Source organism: Streptomyces sp. NPDC001507, from assembly GCF_042894765.1.
Taxonomy (GTDB): domain Bacteria; phylum Actinomycetota; class Actinomycetes; order Streptomycetales; family Streptomycetaceae; genus Streptomyces.
The window spans coordinates 179,101-195,657 of sequence record NZ_JBIAVV010000008.1; the positions used below are offsets into that span (position 1 = coordinate 179,101).

Below are 16,557 nucleotides of genomic sequence, written 5' to 3' on the forward strand. Positions count from 1 at the left end.
CTGCCCGGCCCGCCGAACTGAGTACGCGTACTCATGCCCCCATGGAGTGACCTGGACCACACTCACCGGTACGAGCGCCGCCGCCCGTGCGACGGCGCTCCCCCACCCCTCCTACGAGGGCATCCTGTCGCCGAGCAGGGCCAGGTTCTCGATGGCGGCGAGGCCGTAGAGCGCGGTGTCGTTGGAGGACACCCAGCTCGCCTCGCTGCCCGCGACGAGCGTGACCGGACCGGAGAGCGGCTCGGTCTTCCACGGCGAGGACTCCGTGTAGCCGTCCGAGCTGTAGAACTTCGTCCACGCGCGCTTGGCGAGCGTCGCGTCGCCGGTCTGTACGGCGGCGTAGGCGTCGAGGCGCGAGTGGCCCTGGAACAGCAGCAGGGTGCCGAAGTCGGAGCCGTAGCGTGCCGCCTGTTCCGCCTTGGTGGCGTCGAAGTAGCGGCAGTAGTCGAAGTACGCCTCGTTGAACTTCGGCATGTCGACCAGGTGGATGAGTTCGGCGCAGAGTTCGTTGAGGCCGAAGACGGCCGAGAGGTGGGAGACCGATACGACCGGGGTGGCCGCCGTCGCGAACGTGCCGGTGTCGAGGTCGTACAGGCCGCTGCCCTGGACGAATCCGTTGGGCTGGGCGGCGATGCCTTCCATGGTCGACAGGACGCGGGCCCTGGCCTTCTCCCACTTGGGGCCCTTGCGTTCCCACTCGGTCAGCCAGGCCGAGACCAGCCCGCTCCAGTCGGTGCCGAAGCCGATGGACAGGGCGTGCCGGTCGGGGGTGTAGGGGTCGGTGCGGACCTTGCGCTGCGGGTCGAGGACGAGGAACGTCTCGTCGGAGTCGACGTTGGCGGCCATGAGGTCGCCGACGCGTTCGTCGGCGGTGAGGAAGTAGTAGAAGCGCCGGTAGGTGGTGTTGGAGATGCGCTGCTGCTTGGCGCTGTCCGCGTAGTGCTGGATGCCGTGCCGGGTGCCGAGGCCCGCCCACTGGCCGATGTGGTAGACGTCCACCTCGCCGGTGTGCCGGGTGAGCGCCTCGGCGAACCGGAAGATGTCCGAGCGGCCGCTCCTGAGGTACGCGTACCAGAGCCAGAGGTCGGGCGAGAGCTCGGAGTTGTCCCAGGCGTAGCCTCCGACGTCGTACCGCCACTGGTGGCGCACGGTGTCGTAGGTGTGCATGAAGTCCCCGTAGTCCCAGAAGCCGTACCAACGGCGTTGCTCCACCTGGTCCTTGTAGTAGGTGAAGAGGAAGTCGAGGTGGTCCTCGATCTTCGCCTTGGCGGCGGTGGAGCGGTCGGGCTCGGAGTAGAGGCCGGGGCCGAAGACCTTGGCCTTGATGAGCTGCCGGGGCGGGGCGGTGAGTTGCGGCAGCGTCCGTACGGCCGCCGCCTGTTCGGCCAGCGCGTCCGCCGAGGGGGTCGACTCGTTGGCCCAGAAGAGGAGTTCGGAGGTGCGGGCGATGCCGTAGGGGGTGCCGAACTCGGGCTCGTAGTCCTCGTAGGTGATGTTGAGGCCTTCTAGCTGTTCGGCATACGTGTCCTGGCCCATGCCGTCGTGGTAGAAGCGCAGGTCCATCGGCTGGGCCTCGGGCGACCAGAGCCAGAGGGTGACCTCGGCCGTGTCGGTGTGGGCGTCGCGGATGTCGAGCTGGGCCGGGAACTTCTCCCAGAAGTCCCTGAGGCCGAAGGAGAGTCCGCCGCTCGCCCCGCCGACGTAGCCGAACCCGGAGGCCCGCCTGCCGCCGCCGGCCGCGATCCAGCCGTACCCCTTCTTCGTGCGCTTGCGCAGGGTGAAGCCGTCGGCGGAGAGCTGGGCGAGGGTGTAGTCGCCCCAGTGCGGGATGTACTGGAGGCGGGTGGTGACGCGCTGGTCCCAGGTGGACGGGTCGGCGAGCTTCTGCCCGGCGTACTGGGCCGCCTGGACGGTGGCACCAGGGTCGCGGCGCAGGCCGGTGATGCCCTGGACGGCCTCGCGCAGCAGGCCGGTGCCCTCGCCGCCGATCCGCACGTGCCGGTCGTACGCCTCGTCGCGCATCGGCACGCTGAAGCGGACGCCGAGCCCGCGGATGAAGTCGCCGCTCGCCCTGCCCGGCTCCTGGGTGCCGTCGTAGGTGATCGTGTGGACCATGCGGAAGGAGTCGGCGCCCGCGTAGAAGTAGAGCCGGATCGAGAACGGCAGCCGGCTCCGCTTTCCCTTGCGGTGCTTGCCGTCGACGCGGACGACGGCCCGGACCGGGCCGTCCTGTTCGACGGTGACGGAGTCGATCGCGCCGTCGAAGCGCTCGGTCCTGACCGTGCCCTGGTCCTCGTCCTCGATCTCCGGCTGGCGGACGAGGACGAGCCGTCCGTTCCTGGCGATCTCCGTCGAGCCCCGGGTGACGGACCTGACGATCGTCGGGCCGTTCTTGCCGATCTTCACGGCGATCACGCCGGTGGAGACGTCGATCGTGCCGCCGTGCTCGTCGACGGTGACCCGCTGCGCCGGGGCGGCCGGGGCGCCCGCCGCGAGGGTGAGCTTGCCGTTGCCCGAACTCACCGCGTGGGCGGTCCACTTGAGGGAACCGTCGGGCCAGTAGGCGAGCGGCCAGGACTGGACGGCCACGTCCTTGCCGTCCTCGTCGGCCAGCGCGAAGGTCTGGTCCTCCTGGAAGGCGCCCATCGGCCAGGGCACGCCGACGGTCGAGCCGGGCGCGGCACCGAGGCCGCCGTCCTCCAGCCAGTCAAGGGTCACCGGGTCCGCGTCGGCGGCCTCGGCAGCGGGCGCGGCCTGCGCGTCCTTCGCGCCCAGCGCCCAGCTGAACTGGGCGGCGGCGCCGGCCACGGCGGCCGCCTTGAGGAGGGACCTGCGGGGGATGGGAGACATGGTCCGCCTTTCCGTGCGGGTGCGGGGGAATGGAGCGTCACGAGTGGTAAGGCGATCAGGTGCATGACAGAGGAAGGTGCGGCGCCGGGGCGCCGCACCTGGTGCGTGGCCGGTCAGCCGTGCCGGCGCCGGTGCCGTTCCTCGACCGCGACGGCCGCCGCCGCCACGGCGCCCAGCACGGGTACCGCCAGCGGCGCGATGAGCAGGGCGGAACAGACCACGAGGACCGCTCCCCCGACGAGCAGGAGGGAACCGCCGGGGTCCAGGACGGTACGGCGGCCGGCCGCCGTGAGCAGCGCGCGCCAGCGGTCGCCGGGCGCCCAGACGGCGGCCGCGCGCAGCCCCGCGACCACGAGGCCGATCACCGCGAACAGACCCACGGCACCGACGAGCGGCCCGCCGGGCAGCCCGGCGCGCACCGCCTGGACGTCCATCCAGGCGGCGGCGACCGCACCCCAGCCGGCGAGCCCGAGAAGCCAGCCCCGGCGGACGGCGAGGCGGAAGTCCGCGACGAACTCCCGCCAGCCGCCCCGCACCTGACCGGTACGGCGGCGCAGGTGCCGGGCGCCGGCGGCGAAGGCGGCCGGGTAGGTGACCACTCCCAGGGACGCGACCGCGATCCACACCCCGGTGAGCAGGCACTCGGCGAAGATCCCGAACCGCTCCGCGAAGACGGACGGCCTTGCGCGCACGTCGGCCACGACGTCATCAGCCCTTCAGTCCGGAGGTCGCCATTCCGTCGATCAGATAGCGCTGGAAGGCGAGGAAGAACAGCAGCACGGGCAGCAGCGCGACGAGGGACATGGCGATCATCCCGCCGTAGTTGGCGGCGACGCCGTCGGAGTCGCGGAACATCATCAGGCCGAGCGAGACCGTGTACTTGCCGGGCTCGTTGAGATAGATCAGCGGGCCCATGAAGTCGTTCCAGGCGTTGATGAAGGTGAAGATCGCGCTGGTGATGAGGGCGGGCCTGCACAGCGGCAGCACGATCGACCAGTAGATGCGGAAGTGCCCGCAGCCGTCGAGCCTGGCCGCCTCGTCGAGTTCCCGGGGCAGGTTCCGCATGAACTGCACCATCAGGAAGACGAAGAACGCCTCGGTGGCCAGGTACTTGCCGATCAGCAGCGGGGTGTAGGTGTTGATCCAGCCCAGCTTCTGGAACATCACGTACTGCGGGATCAGCAGCACGTGGTACGGCAGGAGCAGGGTGCCGATCATCAGGGAGAAGAGCAGGTTGCGGCCGGCGAACCGGATGCGGGCGAAGGCATAGGCGGTGAGGGAACAGGAGACCAGCACGCCGACGACGGCGCCGACGGCGTAGAAGAGGGAGTTCTGGAAGAACGTCCAGATGCTGATGTCCGCTATGCCGTCGGCGAGGCCCTCGAAGTTGGACAGGATGGGGTGGGCCGGGAACAGCTGGAGGCTGTTGATGACGTCCTTGCTGGGCTTGAAGGACGCGCCGATCACCCAGACCACCGGGTAGAGGATGACCGCGAGGACCAGCAGGGCGCCGAGGTGCCAGCCGAGGGAGCCGGCCCGGCGACGGCTCGGCAGGGAGCGGCGCAGCGGGGACGGCTTGGTGGTGGTCGCGCTCATCGGGGGCCCTCCTCGTAGTGCACCCACTTCTTCTGGGACCAGAAGAGGACGGCCGTCACCAGGGCCACGGCCAGCAGCAGCATCCAGGCCATCGCGGCGGCGAAGCCCATCTGGGCGTTCTTGAAGCCCTGCTCGTAGAGGTAGCAGGTGTAGACGAGCGTGGCGTCGGCCGGTCCGCAGGCGCCGTTGGAGACGACGTACGCCGAGCCGAAGATCTGGAAGGAGTGGATGGTCTCCAGGAGCACGTTGAAGAACAGCACCGGGGAGATCATCGGCAGGGTGATGTTCCAGAACCTGCGCAGCGGTCCGGCGCCGTCCATCTCGGCCGCCTCGTAGAGCTCCTTCGGCACCTGCTTCAGGCCCGCCAGGAAGATGACCATGGGCGCGCCGAACTGCCACACGGTCAGGGCGACCAGGCTGTACAGCACCCAGTCGGCGTTGCCGACCCAGCCGCCGACGTGCCATCCGAAGAAGGACTGGGTGCGGTCCACGATTGCGTCGTCGGAGAACAGCGACCGCCAGACGAAGCCGACCGAGACGCTCGCGCCGATGAGCGAGGGGGCGTAGAAGGCGGCCCGGTAGAAGGCCTGCCCGCGGCGGCTCTGGGCGAGGAGCAGCGCCACCCCGAGGGCGAGCAGCAGCTTCAGCGGGGTGCCGATGACCACGTACTTCGCGGTCACCTCCACCGACTTCTGCCAGCGCGGGTCGTCGAACATCTTGGTGAAGTTGTCGAGCCCGACCCACTTCGGGGTGTTGAAGAGGTTGTAGTCGGTGAACGCGAAGTAGAGGGAGGCGGCCATCGGGCCCGCGGTCAGCAGCAGGAAGCCCGCGATCCACGGGGACATGAAGAGGTAGCCGGCGAGGTTCTCGCGTCGGCGGCCGGGCCGCCGCCCCGCGGAGGCGGAGGCGGCCGGACGCGCCTTGCGGGCGGCGGTCAGGGAGTCCTTGACGAGCGTCACGGCAGGTCCCATCAGGCCTGGAAGGCGGCCTCGGACTCGGTGAAGAACTGCTTCACCGCGTCGGAGACCTTGGTCTTGCCCTGGCCGAGGTCGCCGCCGATGCGCAGGAAGGCGGCCTCGATGGTGTCGGCACCGGAGGGGTGCGGGGTGATCGTGCCGAGGACGCCGGCCTTGGCGGTGCCGTCCTCGTACTGCGCGATCTCCTTGTTCACGGCGTCTGTCGGCCGGTACGCCGTGTACTGCTCGGTGCTCGCGAGGATTCCCCGGTCGTAGCCCATGATCTTGCCGACCTCGGGGTCGTGGACCATGAAGTCGATGAACTGCGCGACCTCCTTGGGGTGGGCGGTGCGGGTGGAGGCGCTCAGCATCAGGGAGGCGAGGTACTGCCCGGTGTGCTTGCCGTCCATGGTCGGGATCGGGGCGAGGCCGTAGGTGCTGTCGCCCTCGGCGGAGTAGCGGACGGTGAAGTTGTCCCAGGTGAACTCCGAGGCGCCGTGACCGGCGGAGAGGGAGGACTTGGGCGTGTCCTGCTGGACGACCTTGGGGTCGGTGACGAGGCCCGCCTTGACGCGGTTGTAGCCGTCGGTCCACCACTCCGTCAGGTCGGCCTTGTCGAAACCGAGTCCGTCGGCGGTGTAGAAGGCCTTGCCGTTCTGGCGGAGGTAGAGGTCGTACAGGTACATGATGGTGAAGTAGCCGGTGTCCCCCGCGACCTTCGTCCTGTCGTGGATGGTCTTCAACGCCTTGAAGTAGTCGTCCCAGGTCCAGCCCGTGTGCGGCTCGACGCCGGCCTTCTCGTAGACCTTCTTGTCGATGACCAGCGCCATGGTGTTGGAGCCGACGGGGATTCCGAGCTGCTTTCCGTCGACCTCGCCGACCTTGGTCACCCCGGCCCGGAAGTGATCCAGGCTCAGATTTCCTGCCTGGACCTGTGACTTGAGGTCGAGCAGAATTCCGCGCTTGTCGTACTTCCGGAGAAAGGTGACGGCATTTTGGAAAACGTCCGGGGGATTTCCGCCGGCCGCCTGGGTCTGGAACTTCTCCCAGAACGATGCATACGTCTGGAAGTCGGTCTTGACCTTGATCTTCGGGTACTTCTTCTCGAAGAGCGCGATAGTCTTGTTGATCTTCTGTGCGCGCTCCTCGGCGCCCCACCACGAGTAACGGATCGTCACGGTCCCGTCTCCGGAGCCGGTGCCGCCTCCGCACCCGGCCGTCGCGGCGAGCCCGAGCGCCGCCGCCGAGGCCCCGGCCGCCTTCAGGATGGTCCGTCTCTCCACATTCCTGCTGGTTCCCACAGTCGGGCCCCTCCCCGCAGCGTCGCCGACGCTTGCATGAATCGTTTCAAGTAAGCGCTTGCTGGCACAAGTTACGGAGGGGCCGGTGAGGCGTCAATGATTCGGACAGGAATTTCTTGCGGGCGGGGCCTGCGGGACGGGGCCGGGCGGTACGGCCGCGGGAGGGCGGAGGCCGACGACGTCGCAGGTGAGCGGCGCGTGATCGAGGGGCCGAACGTGAACTGGCGCACGGGAGGCGGCGGTTACTGGTTGGCTTCGGTGGGGGGCAGGAGGGGTGGCGGGGTGGGGTGGGCCGAGGCGAGGCGGGGCAGTGGTCGGAGGTATGAGACCTCGGCGGACGGCGCCGATGCCCCGCCGCGCGACACACGAGGGGGCCGACCGTCCACGCCCTCGCCGCACCGTCGCCCCTCGCCGTCGCCCTCGCCGTCGCCCTCGCCCTCCCCCTCGCCCGCATCGACAGCCGTCGCGCGCGCCAGGGCCGGGGACGGGACGGGTGGAGTTCCAGGAAGCCGACGGCCCGGAGGCTCGCTGGGCGGCTGCACCGCAGGCCCGTACACGCGCGGCTCCGCAGGCCTGAAAACGCGGGGCACTGCAGGCCCGCAGACCGGGGCACCGCATGCCCGCAGACCAGGGCACCGCAGGTCCGCGGACAAGGGCACCCTAAGCCCGAAAACGCAGGACTCGCAGGTGGGTGCGCCCTCACGCCCGGCCGCTCGCGGAGCCTCGCAGGGGCATCGCGCCCTCGCACGCCATGCCACCCGCCCCCGCACGGCCCTGGCCGCAGCCGCCGCCGGAGGTGGCCGCGCCGTCGCCGCCGTGAACGCAGCAGCCCTCCCCGAGGCACAGAACGACCGCGGCCCACCTGCTGTCTCGCAGGTGGGCCGCGGTTCCGGGTGGGCGATACTGGGTTCGAACCAGTGACCTCTTCGGTGTGAACGAAGCGCTCTCCCACTGAGCTAATCGCCCGGGCGCAGGAAGAACATTACCGCATGTCAGGGGGTGCCCCCGACCAGTCGCCGGGGGCCTGGGCCCGGGCCTGCGACCGGATCACTCCTCGATCTTCCAGGGCATCACGATCCCGAACCTGGAGAGGTAGACGCCGGCCCCGGCGGCCACGACCGCCAGGCCGATCGTCGTGAGCGTGATGTTGCGGCGGCGCACCTTGGGGTCGAGGGCCTTCTGGGCCGCCTCCGTGACCTTGCGCTTCGTCCAGCGCAGCACCAGCTGGGCCCAGACGAACTCGGTGGCCCATATCGCCATGCCGGCGAAGATGATCACCCAGCCGGGGCCGGGCAGCGGCAGCAGGACGATGCCCACGGCCACCACCGCCAGGCCGATCGCGAAGACCCCGACCTGCCAGCTCAGGTGCAGCATCCGGCGCGCCCTGACGAACTCGGGTGCCCGTGATCCGAGCCCGCTCTCGTCGCGCGCCCGGTCCGCCGCCGTCCCCTCCGCCCCGCTGCCGTCCGAGGCCACGGCGGTCTCGCCCGGATCGTTACTCCCCGTATTCATACGACCAAACCCTACCCGAGCGATTCCCGTCACCGGAATGGTCGTAGATCGCGTCCAGGTTTTCGGCCGGAAGAGTTACGTAAACACACGCAAAACACTCAGAGGGGTTTACAACGGCACCGTAGGTGGCATGTCGATTTCGCCGACGTGCGAATCCCCGAGCGCACACTGAGCGAAAGGCCCTGGCGCTTATGAACACCACGGTCAGCTGCGAGCTGCACCTGCGCCTCGTTGTGTCGAGCGAGTCATCCCTGCCTGTCCCCGCAGGCCTGCGGTACGACACGGCCGACCCCTACGCCGTGCACGCCACCTTCCACACCGGAGCCGAGGAAACCGTCGAGTGGGTGTTCGCCCGCGACCTCCTCGCCGAGGGACTGCACCGCCCCACCGGCACCGGAGACGTCCGCGTCTGGCCGTCCCGCAGTCACGGTCAGGGCGTCGTGTGCATCGCCCTGAGCTCCCCGGAGGGAGAAGCCCTGCTGGAAGCCCCGGCGCGGGCCCTGGAGTCCTTCCTGAAGCGGACGGACGCCGCCGTGCCCCCGGGCACGGAACACCGCCATTTCGATCTCGATCAGGAGCTCTCCCACATCCTGGCAGAGAGCTGAGGGCACGCCCCCTGCAAGCCGCCCGGCGCCGTCCACTCGGGGAGACGGCTCGGGCCTAGACAACCGCATACGGCAGCACCGGCGCCCGCCACCGTGTTCGGTCACGGGGCGGCGCCGGTGTGTCCGCGTTCCCGTGGAACCGCCGGGAGGCGGTGTGCGTGGCACCGGTCAGTCACGAGTGGGACAGGGCCCGGTGCGGGGCCGCCGTATGTCGCTACCATCGGCCACCATCGGCGGGCGCCCGCCCGACCCTCAGGCCAGGGAGCGAAACGTGCTGATCACCCACGACACCCGGTGTTCTCTCGACGCCGTGGTGGATCTGGTGAACACCGTGCCGGAGGACGACGCGGCGGCGGACGGCCTGCCCGATGTCGCGGCCCTCCAGGATTTCGTACGAAACCACGACATCAGCGATGTGGGTGTGCTGTCGGAGTTCGACCTGTCGGCGGTGCGCAAGATCCGCGGTCGGTTCGCGGGCATCTTCGCCGCCCCGGACGCCAGGACCGCCGCCGGGATGATCAACGAGCTGGTCGCGGCCGCAGGGACCACTCCCCGGCTCACGGACCACGACGGCTACGACTGGCATGTGCACTACTTCGCGCCCGGCGCCTCGGTGGCCGACCACCTCGCCGCCGACTGCGGGATGGCGCTCGCGTTCTTCGTCGTCGCCGGGGAGGAGGAGCGGCTGCGGCGCTGCGAGGCCCCGGACTGCCGACGCGCCTTCGTCGACCTTTCCCGTAACCGCTCGCGCCGTTACTGCGACAGCCGGACCTGCGGAAACCGTCTGCATGTCGCCGCGTACCGGGCACGCCGCAAGGAGGCGGCGGGCTGATCGGGCATCCGTCGGCGGCAGGGTGCCCGTGGCGGGAGTACCGACGGGGGCGCGGGGCGGATGCCGACGCCGGTCCCGGCGGGTGGCGCCGGGACGGGCGGGTACGGCTCACAGCCACAGCAGGTCGTGCAGCGCAGCCATGAGGAGCAGACACCCGATCACCGCTAGGAAGATCATCAGCGGTGGCTGGGAAAGGGCGAAGAGGCACCCGCGGGGCTCGTCCTTCGGCGGCGCGGCCTCGCTCTGTTTCGTGTCCAGCATCTCGCGGCGATGATGTCCCAGTGGGCACCCGCCACGCGATCAACACGCCCGGAATGGGCGGGAGTTCGCTGAATTCCGCGATGTCCGTTTCGCTTCCGCTCACCCTCTGAACACTTCCGCGCGGACCGTGGGCGCACCGTGTCGTTTCAATGCCTCATGCGATTGTCATATGCATGCGCCCGCAACCCGGCTGAACTGCGCCGCGCCCGGCGGGCTGCCGGGCCCCGCCCCCGGGCCCGGTCGGCCGCCGCCGCGGTGTGTCATATCCCGTGCTTCTTGAGGATGGCCTCGATGTCGCTGAAGTCGTCACCGGAGCCGGTGCCGCGGGGCGCCGCCGCGGGCCTGGACGCCGGGCGGGCGGCCGGACTCAGGGACGGCGCCGAGCCGGCGGGTGCGACGGCGTCACGCTCCGCGCCCCGCGCGGCCGCCTTCCGCTCTGCGCGGGTGGCACGGGTGCCGCCGCGCCGGCGCTCCACGGCGCGGGTCGTGGCGAACAGAGCCCAGGCCGCGCCGAGCACGCCGAAGCCCGCCCAGGCCGTGGGGCTGAAGGCGGTGTCGGCGAGCCAGCCGACCACGCCCGTCATCACCAGGCCGACGGGAACGAGGGAGTAGGCGGCGATACGGGCCGCTGCCAGGAACCGCTTGCGATAGGCGGTGACCACGGCGATGCCCAGGCCTGCCGCGGACACGGCGGAACAGACTGTCTCGGCGATCATCCGGTCCTCCTGCGGGCTGGGTCGGGCGGGCGGAGTGCGTGCGCTGCTCCGCCCCTTCCATCGTGCACCGCCCGGCCCGTGCGATCCATGTCCAGGCCCGACAATCAGGGGCATCTCGGGGTCCGCTCCGGGGCACCTCCACCCCAGGGACGAGCCGCGGCCACGCCCGGCGTCGCCGGCCGACCCCACCGTCTCGATTGGGTGGACCGAGCACGGCCTGGAAGACTGGCCGGCATGAACGACTCCCCCGCGCGCGCCGACGCCCCGGTCCTCGACGTCTGGTGTGAACTCCAGTGCTCCGACTGCCGCAGCGCCCTGGACGACCTCCGTGCCCTGCGTGCCCGGTACGGTGACCGGCTGGAGCTGCGGCTGCGGCACTTCCCGCTGGAGAAGCACAAGCACGCCTTCGCCGCCGCGCAGGCCGCCGAGGAGGCCCTGGTGCAGGGCAAGGGCTGGGAGTACGTCGAGGCGGTCCTCGGCCGGGTCGAGCGGCTGGACCGCGAGGGCGAGCCGTTCCTGGTCGAGGTGGCCGGCGAACTGGGCCTGGACGCCGAGGAGTTCGACACCGCGCTGATCGACGGCCGGCACATCCTGATCGTGGACGCCGACCAGGCCGAGGGCAAGGCCATCGGCGTGACCGGCACCCCGACGTACGTCATCGGCGGCGAACGCCTCGACGGCGGCAAGAGCCAGGAGGGCCTGCGCGAGCGCGTGACGGAGATCGCCGACCGGTTGCTGGCCGAGCAGGAGTGAACCGGCAGGACTGACCGGGCCGAAGTGACCGCGCCGCAGTGACCGGGCCTCAGATCAGGTTCTTGTAGAGGATGCAGGAGGCGGTGACGTACCCCAGCGACTCGTAGAGCCGCTCGGCCGGGGTGTTGCCGGCGAACACGTTGAGGCCGAGGACGGGTCTGCGGGCGGCGATCGCCTGCTGCTCCGCCAGCAGCATGAGGGTGCGGCCGTGTACCCGGCCGCTGTGGGCGGCGCCGGCCTCCACGTCGTACACCCAGGCCAGGTCCTTCCGGAAGGCCATCCACAGGGTGCCGACGCGTGTCCCCTCGTGTTCGAGGACGCTGAGCCGCACGTCCTCCGTGGCGAGGCCGCCCGGCAACAGCCGCTCGTGGTCGCGCCGCGACTTCTCGTGTGCCTCGGCCTCGGGCAGGCCCCGCTCCATCCACGTGCGCGCGTACGCCTCGGACTCGCGGGCGAGCCACTCCTCGAACTCGGCCTCGGTCATGGCGCGGCCGACGCTGCCCGCCGGCAGGGCCGGCGGGGTGTCGCCGAGGTGCTTCTCCATCCTGCGGTTGCGCGGGACGTACCCGAGCGCTGTGACGAGCCGCAGCGCAGGCTCCGCGACGGCCGGGACACTCACCTCGATCTGCCGGCAGCCCCAGCCCCGCGCCACCTCCTCCGCGGCCAGCGCGGCCACGGTGCCCCGGCCCCGGTGGCGGTCGGGCTCCTCGATGCGCAGGTCGGCGATCCGGGCCACGCGGGCCCCGAGATCCGGCGAGGTGCCGAGGCGGAGGGTGCCGACGGGCCTGCCGTTCACGCACACCTGGAAGTGGCGGGACGGCGCCCCGTCGGCGCCGTGCTGAAGCGGCTCGGTCGGCCGCAGGGTCGTGGTCATCAGCCGTGTTCTACCCGCCCGGGAGGGTGACGTCGGCCCAACATGGCCCCGCCGCCCAAAGCCCAGCCCGGCAAGGCCCCGTGGGGGCTCTCAGGGATCCAGATCCTCACCCGAGCGCTCGTCGAAGATGCGCATGGCCTTGGCGGTCACCGGGCCCGGGGCGCCGGGGAGTGCACGGTCGTCGACGCGGTGCACGGCCTGGACGTCGCGCAGGGTGGAGGTGAGGAAGATCTCGTCGGCCCGCTCCAGGACGTCCATGGGCAGGTCGGTCTCGCGGGCGCCGGTCCACTCGACGGTCAGGGCGCGGGTGATGCCGGCCAGGCAGCCGGAGGAGACCGGCGGGGTGTGGATCTCTCCGTCGAGGACGACGAAGACGTTGGAGCCGGTGCCCTCGCAGAGCTGCCCGACCGTGTTGGCGAACAGGGCCTCGGAGGCGTCGTTTCGGTGGGCGCGGGCCAGGGCGACGACGTTCTCGGCGTAGGAGGTGGTCTTCAGGCCGGTGAGCGCGCCGCGCTCGTTCCGGGTCCAGGGGACCGTGATCACGGCGGTGGAGTCGGGGCGGCGGCCGGTCTCGCCGAGGGCGACCACGAGGGTCGGGCCGCGGTCGCCGCGGTCGGAACCGAGGGGACCGTGGCCGCCGGTGTAGGTGATGCGCAGCCGGCCCAGCTCCATCGGGTTGGCCGCGAGGACCGCCTCGCAGGCCCGGCGGACCTCGTCGTGGTCGGGGTCGGGCAGGCCGAGGCCACGCGCCGAGCGGGTCAGCCGGTCGAGGTGGCGGGTGAGCGCGAAGGGCCGGCCCCCGGTCGCCTTCACCGTCTCGAAGATGCCGTCCCCCACGGTCAGCCCGTGGTCGAAGACGGAGACACGCGCGGACTCCACGTCCTGCAACCCACCGTCCAGCCAGATCTTCACTGCTCACTACCTCTACAAGTCAGCGTCCGGTGCGTCGGAGGCACCAGGTGCGTCCGACGCGGCGGACCGGCCGGGGTCCGAAGGTCGTCGGCCGGGCCGGCTCAGCACCCGGGATCCCCTTCGTTCACGTCGTACGTACCCGACGCTATCGCGAGCAGCCGGGCGGCCTTCAGTTCGGTCTCCCGCCACTCGCCCTCCGGGTCGGAGCCCCAGGTGATCCCGGCGCCGGTACCGAACCGGAGCACGTCACCGTCGTCGGACCGGTCGATCCAGAAGGTCCGGATGCCCACGGCCAGCTCGCCGACGCCCCGGTCCGCGTCCACCCAGCCGATGCCGCCGCAGTACGGGCCGCGCGGCGCGCTCTCCAGGGCCTCGATGATCCGCAGGGCGCTCGACTTGGGCGCGCCGGTGACCGAGCCGGGCGGGAAGGCCGCGGCGAGCAGGTCGGGCCAGCCGGCGTCGGCGCGCAGCTCGCCCCGGACCGTGGAGACGAGGTGGACCAGCCCCGGGTGTTTCTCCACGGCGCACAGGTCGGGGACGGTCACGGTGCCGGTGGCGCAGACCCGCCCGATGTCGTTGCGGACCAGGTCCACGATCATCACGTTCTCGGCGTAGTCCTTCTCCAGGAGGTCCGCCTCGGTACGGCCGGTCCCCTTGATGGGCCCGCTCTCGACGGTCCGCCCGGTCCGGCGCAGGAACAGCTCGGGCGAGGCGGTGGCTGTCTCCACCCCGTGCGCCGGGAGGCGAATCGTTCCGGCGTACGGCGCCGGGTTGCCGCGGGCCAGCAGTGCGGTCAGGGCGTCCACGTCGGCGTCCGGGTCGGCCGGCGCGGACAGCACGCGGCAGAGGTTGGCCTGGTAGACCTCGCCGGCCGCGATGTGCGCACGGATCCGCCGCACCGCCGCCGTGTACGCGGCGCGGTCGAGGGACGACGTCCAGTCACCGGCCGCCGGCCCCCGCCACCGCCCCGGGACCGGTGCGGGCACCGGCTCCTCCCGTACGTCACCGAAGCGGGCGCAGGTCAGCCGGCCCTCGAAGTCCGCGCAGACGGCCCAGAAACCGGACGAGTCGAGGGCCGCGGGATCGCTGGTCACGTCAAGGAGACCGGTGGCGACACGGCCGCCGAACCGGGCGAGAGGAGGGTGATGAGCAGGACGACGAAGCACGTGGTCGAGTCTATGGCGGGTGTCCTGGGGGTGACCCGGGCATGTCGTCAAGGGTGCCCTGACCACCACATCCGCCGGGACCGGCGCAGCACGCTGCGCAAACGCGTTTTTGTGCTGGCCCGGGAATCCGCTAGAGTTCAACACGTCGCCGGGACGCGAGAGCGGACCGAAACGACAGGCGGACGTAGCTCAGTTGGTAGAGCGCAACCTTGCCAAGGTTGAGGTCGCGAGTTCGAGCCTCGTCGTCCGCTCGAAGGAACCAGGGGTCTTCCCGATCCCCTACACTCCTGGTGGAGTGGCCGAGAGGCGAGGCAACGGCCTGCAAAGCCGTCTACACGGGTTCAAATCCCGTCTCCACCTCCAAGGACGATTAGCTCAGCGGGAGAGCGCTTCCCTGACACGGAAGAGGTCACTGGTTCAATCCCAGTATCGTCCACTGGATCTTGGCCGGAAGGCCGTGGATCTGTCCCGCGCGATTAGCTCAGCGGGAGAGCGCTTCCCTGACACGGAAGAGGTCACTGGTTCAATCCCAGTATCGCGCACGCAGTGCCCGTGATCCTCGGATCATGGACCCGAGGACGATTAGCTCAGCGGGAGAGCGCTTCCCTGACACGGAAGAGGTCACTGGTTCAATCCCAGTATCGTCCACACAGCAAAGAGCCCCGGCCGTCTCGTACGGCCGGGGCTTCTTCGTGGGTTCAGCTGGAGAAGAGCATGTGCGCCCAGCTCTTGTGGCCTTGGTGACCGTGGCCGCCGTAGTGCCCGCCGTGACCGCCGCCGTGGTGGCCGCCGCCGTGCGGGGCGCCCCAGGCGGGCGCGGGCGGGGCCGGGTACGCCTGCGGAGCCGGCGGCGGCACGGGCTTGGACCACTGCGCCTCCAGCTGGGTCAGCGCCTCCAGCTCGCCGTAGTCGAGGAAGATGCCCCGGCAGCCGCTGCACTGCTCGATCTGGACGCCGTTGCGGTTGTAGGTGTGCATCGGCGCATGGCACTTCGGACACTGCATGGTCGGCTCAACTCCTCGCCGGTAAAAACTGCTTCACGTTCTTCCAGGACAGACTCCGTCCGACCCCGGCCGGTTGCAGCCCACTTCGGGAAATCGTGCGCCAACCGGGCCGGACGAAGGGTCATTCCGGTGCCATCCGGGCACAAGCGTCGATCAGGGACTGCTCCACCTCGTCCAGGGGGCGGTCCGCCGCGATCGCCTTCGCGAGGTAGCGCGCGGCGGTCTGGACGGTGAGGGCGCGGGCCGGGACGTCCAGGGCGGGCCAGGGGTCGCCGTCCTCCGGTACGGCCGGACCGCCGGCCGCGCGGTAGGCACCGAGGAAGCGGGCCCACTCGTCGGGCGGGAGGAGGCCGCAGGCGTACCAGGACGCGGGGCGGGCGAGGTCCCAGGCGGGGTCGCCCACACCGAGATCGTCCACGTCGATGAGGCGCCACGGGCCGTCCGGCGCCGGGTACCGGACCAGCTGGCCGAGGTGCAGGTCGCCGTGGCAGAGGGCGCGGGGGCGGCCGGGCGCGGACGGCGCCTCCGCGCGGGCCCAGGCGGGCAGGACGGACCAGGCACGCAGGACGGGCGGGGCGGCGGGGTGGGCGCCCGCGGCGGCGACCGCCTGCCTGAGCCGCGCCAGCGCCTGGGCCGCCTTGGCGGGGCCGCGCATCGGGGGCGCGGCGGCGAGGGCGGGCGGCGCGCGGTGGAGCAGGGCGAGGAGGGTGGCGGCGGCTTCCCAGGGGGCGGCCTCCGGAGCGCCGGGGTCGACGGGGGCGCCGTACGGCCAGAGGGTGACGGGGCGGTCGTCGACGAAGGCGGCGGGAGCCGGGGTGAGGGGCGGAAGAAAGATCTCGGGGAGGCGGGCGGCGATGATTAGGCGGCGGGTCAGGGCGGTGGGGTCGGTGCCGGGGGCGTGGGCCTTGGCGACGGTTGCCGCGTGGCGGAGGACCGTGGTGTCGGGGCGGCGGGCGAGGGTGGTGGTGCCGCCGGTGCACTGGCAGAGGGCCGCCGGGTCGGGGTGGGCGGCGGCTATGACCTTGGCGGTCAGCTGGGGCAGTACGTCTGCGGTCATGGGGTCCCCCGGGGGTGCGGCTGCAGGGGTGAGGGTACGTGGGTGTGGAGGGCGGGGGTTCCCGGCCGGCCGGGGTCGGGCTGGGGCACCGGGGTGCCGCTCGCCCGCGCTTGCGGGGTGCCTCCCCCAGCCTTCGGCCGGAGGAGGAACTGCGCGAGCAAC

At 71.2% G+C, this 16,557-nt stretch carries 16 protein-coding genes and 6 tRNA genes; 8 read left to right on the forward strand and 14 right to left on the reverse strand.

All coding sequences use genetic code 11. The annotated features are described in order from the left end of the window. Positions 1-111: 111 nt before the first annotated feature. From ACFY0K_RS25855 to ACFY0K_RS25885, 7 genes are all read right to left on the reverse strand, one after another. Entirely contained in the window at positions 112-2,850 is a 2,739-nt protein-coding gene (locus ACFY0K_RS25855) for a Tat pathway signal sequence domain protein (RefSeq protein ID WP_390641857.1), read from the reverse strand. A gap of 113 nt (positions 2,851-2,963) precedes the next feature. Next, the gene (locus ACFY0K_RS25860; protein ID WP_390642066.1) at positions 2,964-3,542 is read right to left on the reverse strand and encodes a hypothetical protein; all 579 of its coding nucleotides are present in this window, start codon (positions 3,540-3,542) and stop codon (positions 2,964-2,966) included. 16 nt (positions 3,543-3,558) lie between these two features. After that, on the reverse strand, positions 3,559-4,446 hold the full coding sequence (locus ACFY0K_RS25865; RefSeq protein ID WP_390641858.1) for a carbohydrate ABC transporter permease: 888 nt from the start codon (positions 4,444-4,446) through the stop codon (positions 3,559-3,561). Next, a complete protein-coding gene (locus ACFY0K_RS25870; protein WP_390641859.1) occupies positions 4,443-5,417 on the reverse strand; it encodes a carbohydrate ABC transporter permease in 975 nt (324 codons plus the stop codon). Before ACFY0K_RS25870 ends, ACFY0K_RS25865 begins: the two co-directional genes overlap by 4 nt. After that, positions 5,417-6,703, reverse strand: a complete 1,287-nt coding sequence (locus tag ACFY0K_RS25875; RefSeq protein ID WP_390641860.1) for an ABC transporter substrate-binding protein — start codon at positions 6,701-6,703, stop codon at positions 5,417-5,419. Before ACFY0K_RS25875 ends, ACFY0K_RS25870 begins: the two co-directional genes overlap by 1 nt. Positions 6,704-7,597: 894 nt before the next feature. Then, positions 7,598-7,669: transfer RNA gene (locus tag ACFY0K_RS25880), tRNA-Val, on the reverse strand. 81 nt (positions 7,670-7,750) lie between these two features. Continuing rightward, a complete protein-coding gene (locus ACFY0K_RS25885) occupies positions 7,751-8,215 on the reverse strand; it encodes a TIGR02611 family protein (RefSeq protein WP_390641861.1) in 465 nt (154 codons plus the stop codon). A gap of 191 nt (positions 8,216-8,406) precedes the next feature. Between ACFY0K_RS25885 and ACFY0K_RS25890 the strand changes: the two genes are divergently transcribed. Both ACFY0K_RS25890 and ACFY0K_RS25895 read left to right on the forward strand, forming a co-directional pair. Continuing rightward, the gene (locus tag ACFY0K_RS25890) at positions 8,407-8,820 is read left to right on the forward strand and encodes an SsgA family sporulation/cell division regulator (RefSeq protein WP_004002642.1); all 414 of its coding nucleotides are present in this window, start codon (positions 8,407-8,409) and stop codon (positions 8,818-8,820) included. A gap of 271 nt (positions 8,821-9,091) precedes the next feature. Beyond that, positions 9,092-9,652: a CGNR zinc finger domain-containing protein gene (locus tag ACFY0K_RS25895; RefSeq protein WP_352366749.1), complete on the forward strand. Its 561-nt coding sequence runs from the start codon at positions 9,092-9,094 to the stop codon at positions 9,650-9,652. A gap of 108 nt (positions 9,653-9,760) precedes the next feature. Here the strand turns inward: ACFY0K_RS25895 and ACFY0K_RS25900 are convergent, their stop codons facing one another. Together ACFY0K_RS25900 and ACFY0K_RS25905 are read right to left on the reverse strand one after the other, a co-directional pair. Further along, positions 9,761-9,913 carry a hypothetical protein gene (locus ACFY0K_RS25900; protein WP_167450005.1) on the reverse strand — a complete coding sequence of 51 codons (153 nt, stop codon included), beginning with the start codon at positions 9,911-9,913 and terminating at the stop codon, positions 9,761-9,763. Positions 9,914-10,173: 260 nt separating this feature from the next. Continuing rightward, on the reverse strand, positions 10,174-10,629 hold the full coding sequence (locus tag ACFY0K_RS25905) for a hypothetical protein (protein WP_390641862.1): 456 nt from the start codon (positions 10,627-10,629) through the stop codon (positions 10,174-10,176). Positions 10,630-10,863: 234 nt separating this feature from the next. Here ACFY0K_RS25905 and ACFY0K_RS25910 point away from each other — a divergent pair, with 234 nt between their 5' ends. Further along, entirely contained in the window at positions 10,864-11,382 is a 519-nt protein-coding gene (locus tag ACFY0K_RS25910; protein ID WP_382724173.1) for a DsbA family protein, read from the forward strand. Positions 11,383-11,431: 49 nt separating this feature from the next. On the opposite strand, the gene ACFY0K_RS25915 is transcribed toward ACFY0K_RS25910, so the two are convergent. From ACFY0K_RS25915 to ACFY0K_RS25925, 3 genes are all read right to left on the reverse strand, one after another. After that, a complete protein-coding gene (locus ACFY0K_RS25915) occupies positions 11,432-12,256 on the reverse strand; it encodes a GNAT family N-acetyltransferase (RefSeq protein WP_390641863.1) in 825 nt (274 codons plus the stop codon). A gap of 90 nt (positions 12,257-12,346) precedes the next feature. Further along, on the reverse strand, positions 12,347-13,168 hold the full coding sequence (locus ACFY0K_RS25920; RefSeq protein WP_390641864.1) for an aminotransferase class IV: 822 nt from the start codon (positions 13,166-13,168) through the stop codon (positions 12,347-12,349). Between the two features lie 101 nt (positions 13,169-13,269). Beyond that, complete coding sequence (locus ACFY0K_RS25925) at positions 13,270-14,334, reverse strand: chorismate-binding protein (protein WP_390641865.1); 1,065 nt, start codon at positions 14,332-14,334, stop codon at positions 13,270-13,272. A gap of 178 nt (positions 14,335-14,512) precedes the next feature. Between ACFY0K_RS25925 and ACFY0K_RS25930 the strand changes: the two genes are divergently transcribed. The 5 genes from ACFY0K_RS25930 (at position 14,513) to ACFY0K_RS25950 (ending at position 14,982) form a co-directional block, all read left to right on the forward strand. Continuing rightward, positions 14,513-14,585, forward strand: a tRNA-Gly gene (locus tag ACFY0K_RS25930). A gap of 38 nt (positions 14,586-14,623) precedes the next feature. After that, positions 14,624-14,697, forward strand: a tRNA-Cys gene (locus ACFY0K_RS25935). 1 nt (position 14,698) lies between these two features. After that, positions 14,699-14,770: transfer RNA gene (locus ACFY0K_RS25940), tRNA-Val, on the forward strand. A gap of 34 nt (positions 14,771-14,804) precedes the next feature. Beyond that, a tRNA-Val gene (locus ACFY0K_RS25945) sits at positions 14,805-14,876 on the forward strand. A 34-nt stretch (positions 14,877-14,910) separates the two neighbouring features. After that, positions 14,911-14,982, forward strand: a tRNA-Val gene (locus tag ACFY0K_RS25950). A gap of 50 nt (positions 14,983-15,032) precedes the next feature. On the opposite strand, the gene ACFY0K_RS25955 is transcribed toward ACFY0K_RS25950, so the two are convergent. Together ACFY0K_RS25955 and ACFY0K_RS25960 are read right to left on the reverse strand one after the other, a co-directional pair. Then, the gene (locus ACFY0K_RS25955) at positions 15,033-15,338 is read right to left on the reverse strand and encodes a zf-TFIIB domain-containing protein (RefSeq protein ID WP_390641866.1); all 306 of its coding nucleotides are present in this window, start codon (positions 15,336-15,338) and stop codon (positions 15,033-15,035) included. Positions 15,339-15,459: 121 nt separating this feature from the next. Then, entirely contained in the window at positions 15,460-16,395 is a 936-nt protein-coding gene (locus ACFY0K_RS25960) for a phosphotransferase family protein (RefSeq protein WP_390641867.1), read from the reverse strand. Between the last annotated feature and the right edge of the window lie 162 nt (positions 16,396-16,557).

Excerpts from the sequence above, each read along its gene's own strand:
- ACFY0K_RS25855 (WP_390641857.1), bottom strand. The coding sequence starts at position 2,850 with ATGTCTCCCATCCCCCGCAGGTCCCTCCTCAAGGCGGCCGCCGTGGCC.
- ACFY0K_RS25865 (WP_390641858.1), bottom strand. The coding sequence starts at position 4,446 with ATGAGCGCGACCACCACCAAGCCGTCCCCGCTGCGCCGCTCCCTGCCG.
- ACFY0K_RS25870 (WP_390641859.1), bottom strand. The coding sequence starts at position 5,417 with ATGGGACCTGCCGTGACGCTCGTCAAGGACTCCCTGACCGCCGCCCGC.
- ACFY0K_RS25885 (WP_390641861.1), bottom strand. The coding sequence starts at position 8,215 with ATGAATACGGGGAGTAACGATCCGGGCGAGACCGCCGTGGCCTCGGAC.
- ACFY0K_RS25890 (WP_004002642.1), top strand. The coding sequence starts at position 8,407 with ATGAACACCACGGTCAGCTGCGAGCTGCACCTGCGCCTCGTTGTGTCG.
- ACFY0K_RS25900 (WP_167450005.1), bottom strand. The coding sequence starts at position 9,913 with ATGCTGGACACGAAACAGAGCGAGGCCGCGCCGCCGAAGGACGAGCCC.
- ACFY0K_RS25905 (WP_390641862.1), bottom strand. The coding sequence starts at position 10,629 with ATGATCGCCGAGACAGTCTGTTCCGCCGTGTCCGCGGCAGGCCTGGGC.
- ACFY0K_RS25910 (WP_382724173.1), top strand. The coding sequence starts at position 10,864 with ATGAACGACTCCCCCGCGCGCGCCGACGCCCCGGTCCTCGACGTCTGG.
- ACFY0K_RS25915 (WP_390641863.1), bottom strand. The coding sequence starts at position 12,256 with ATGACCACGACCCTGCGGCCGACCGAGCCGCTTCAGCACGGCGCCGAC.
- ACFY0K_RS25955 (WP_390641866.1), bottom strand. The coding sequence starts at position 15,338 with ATGCAGTGTCCGAAGTGCCATGCGCCGATGCACACCTACAACCGCAAC.
- ACFY0K_RS25960 (WP_390641867.1), bottom strand. The coding sequence starts at position 16,395 with ATGACCGCAGACGTACTGCCCCAGCTGACCGCCAAGGTCATAGCCGCC.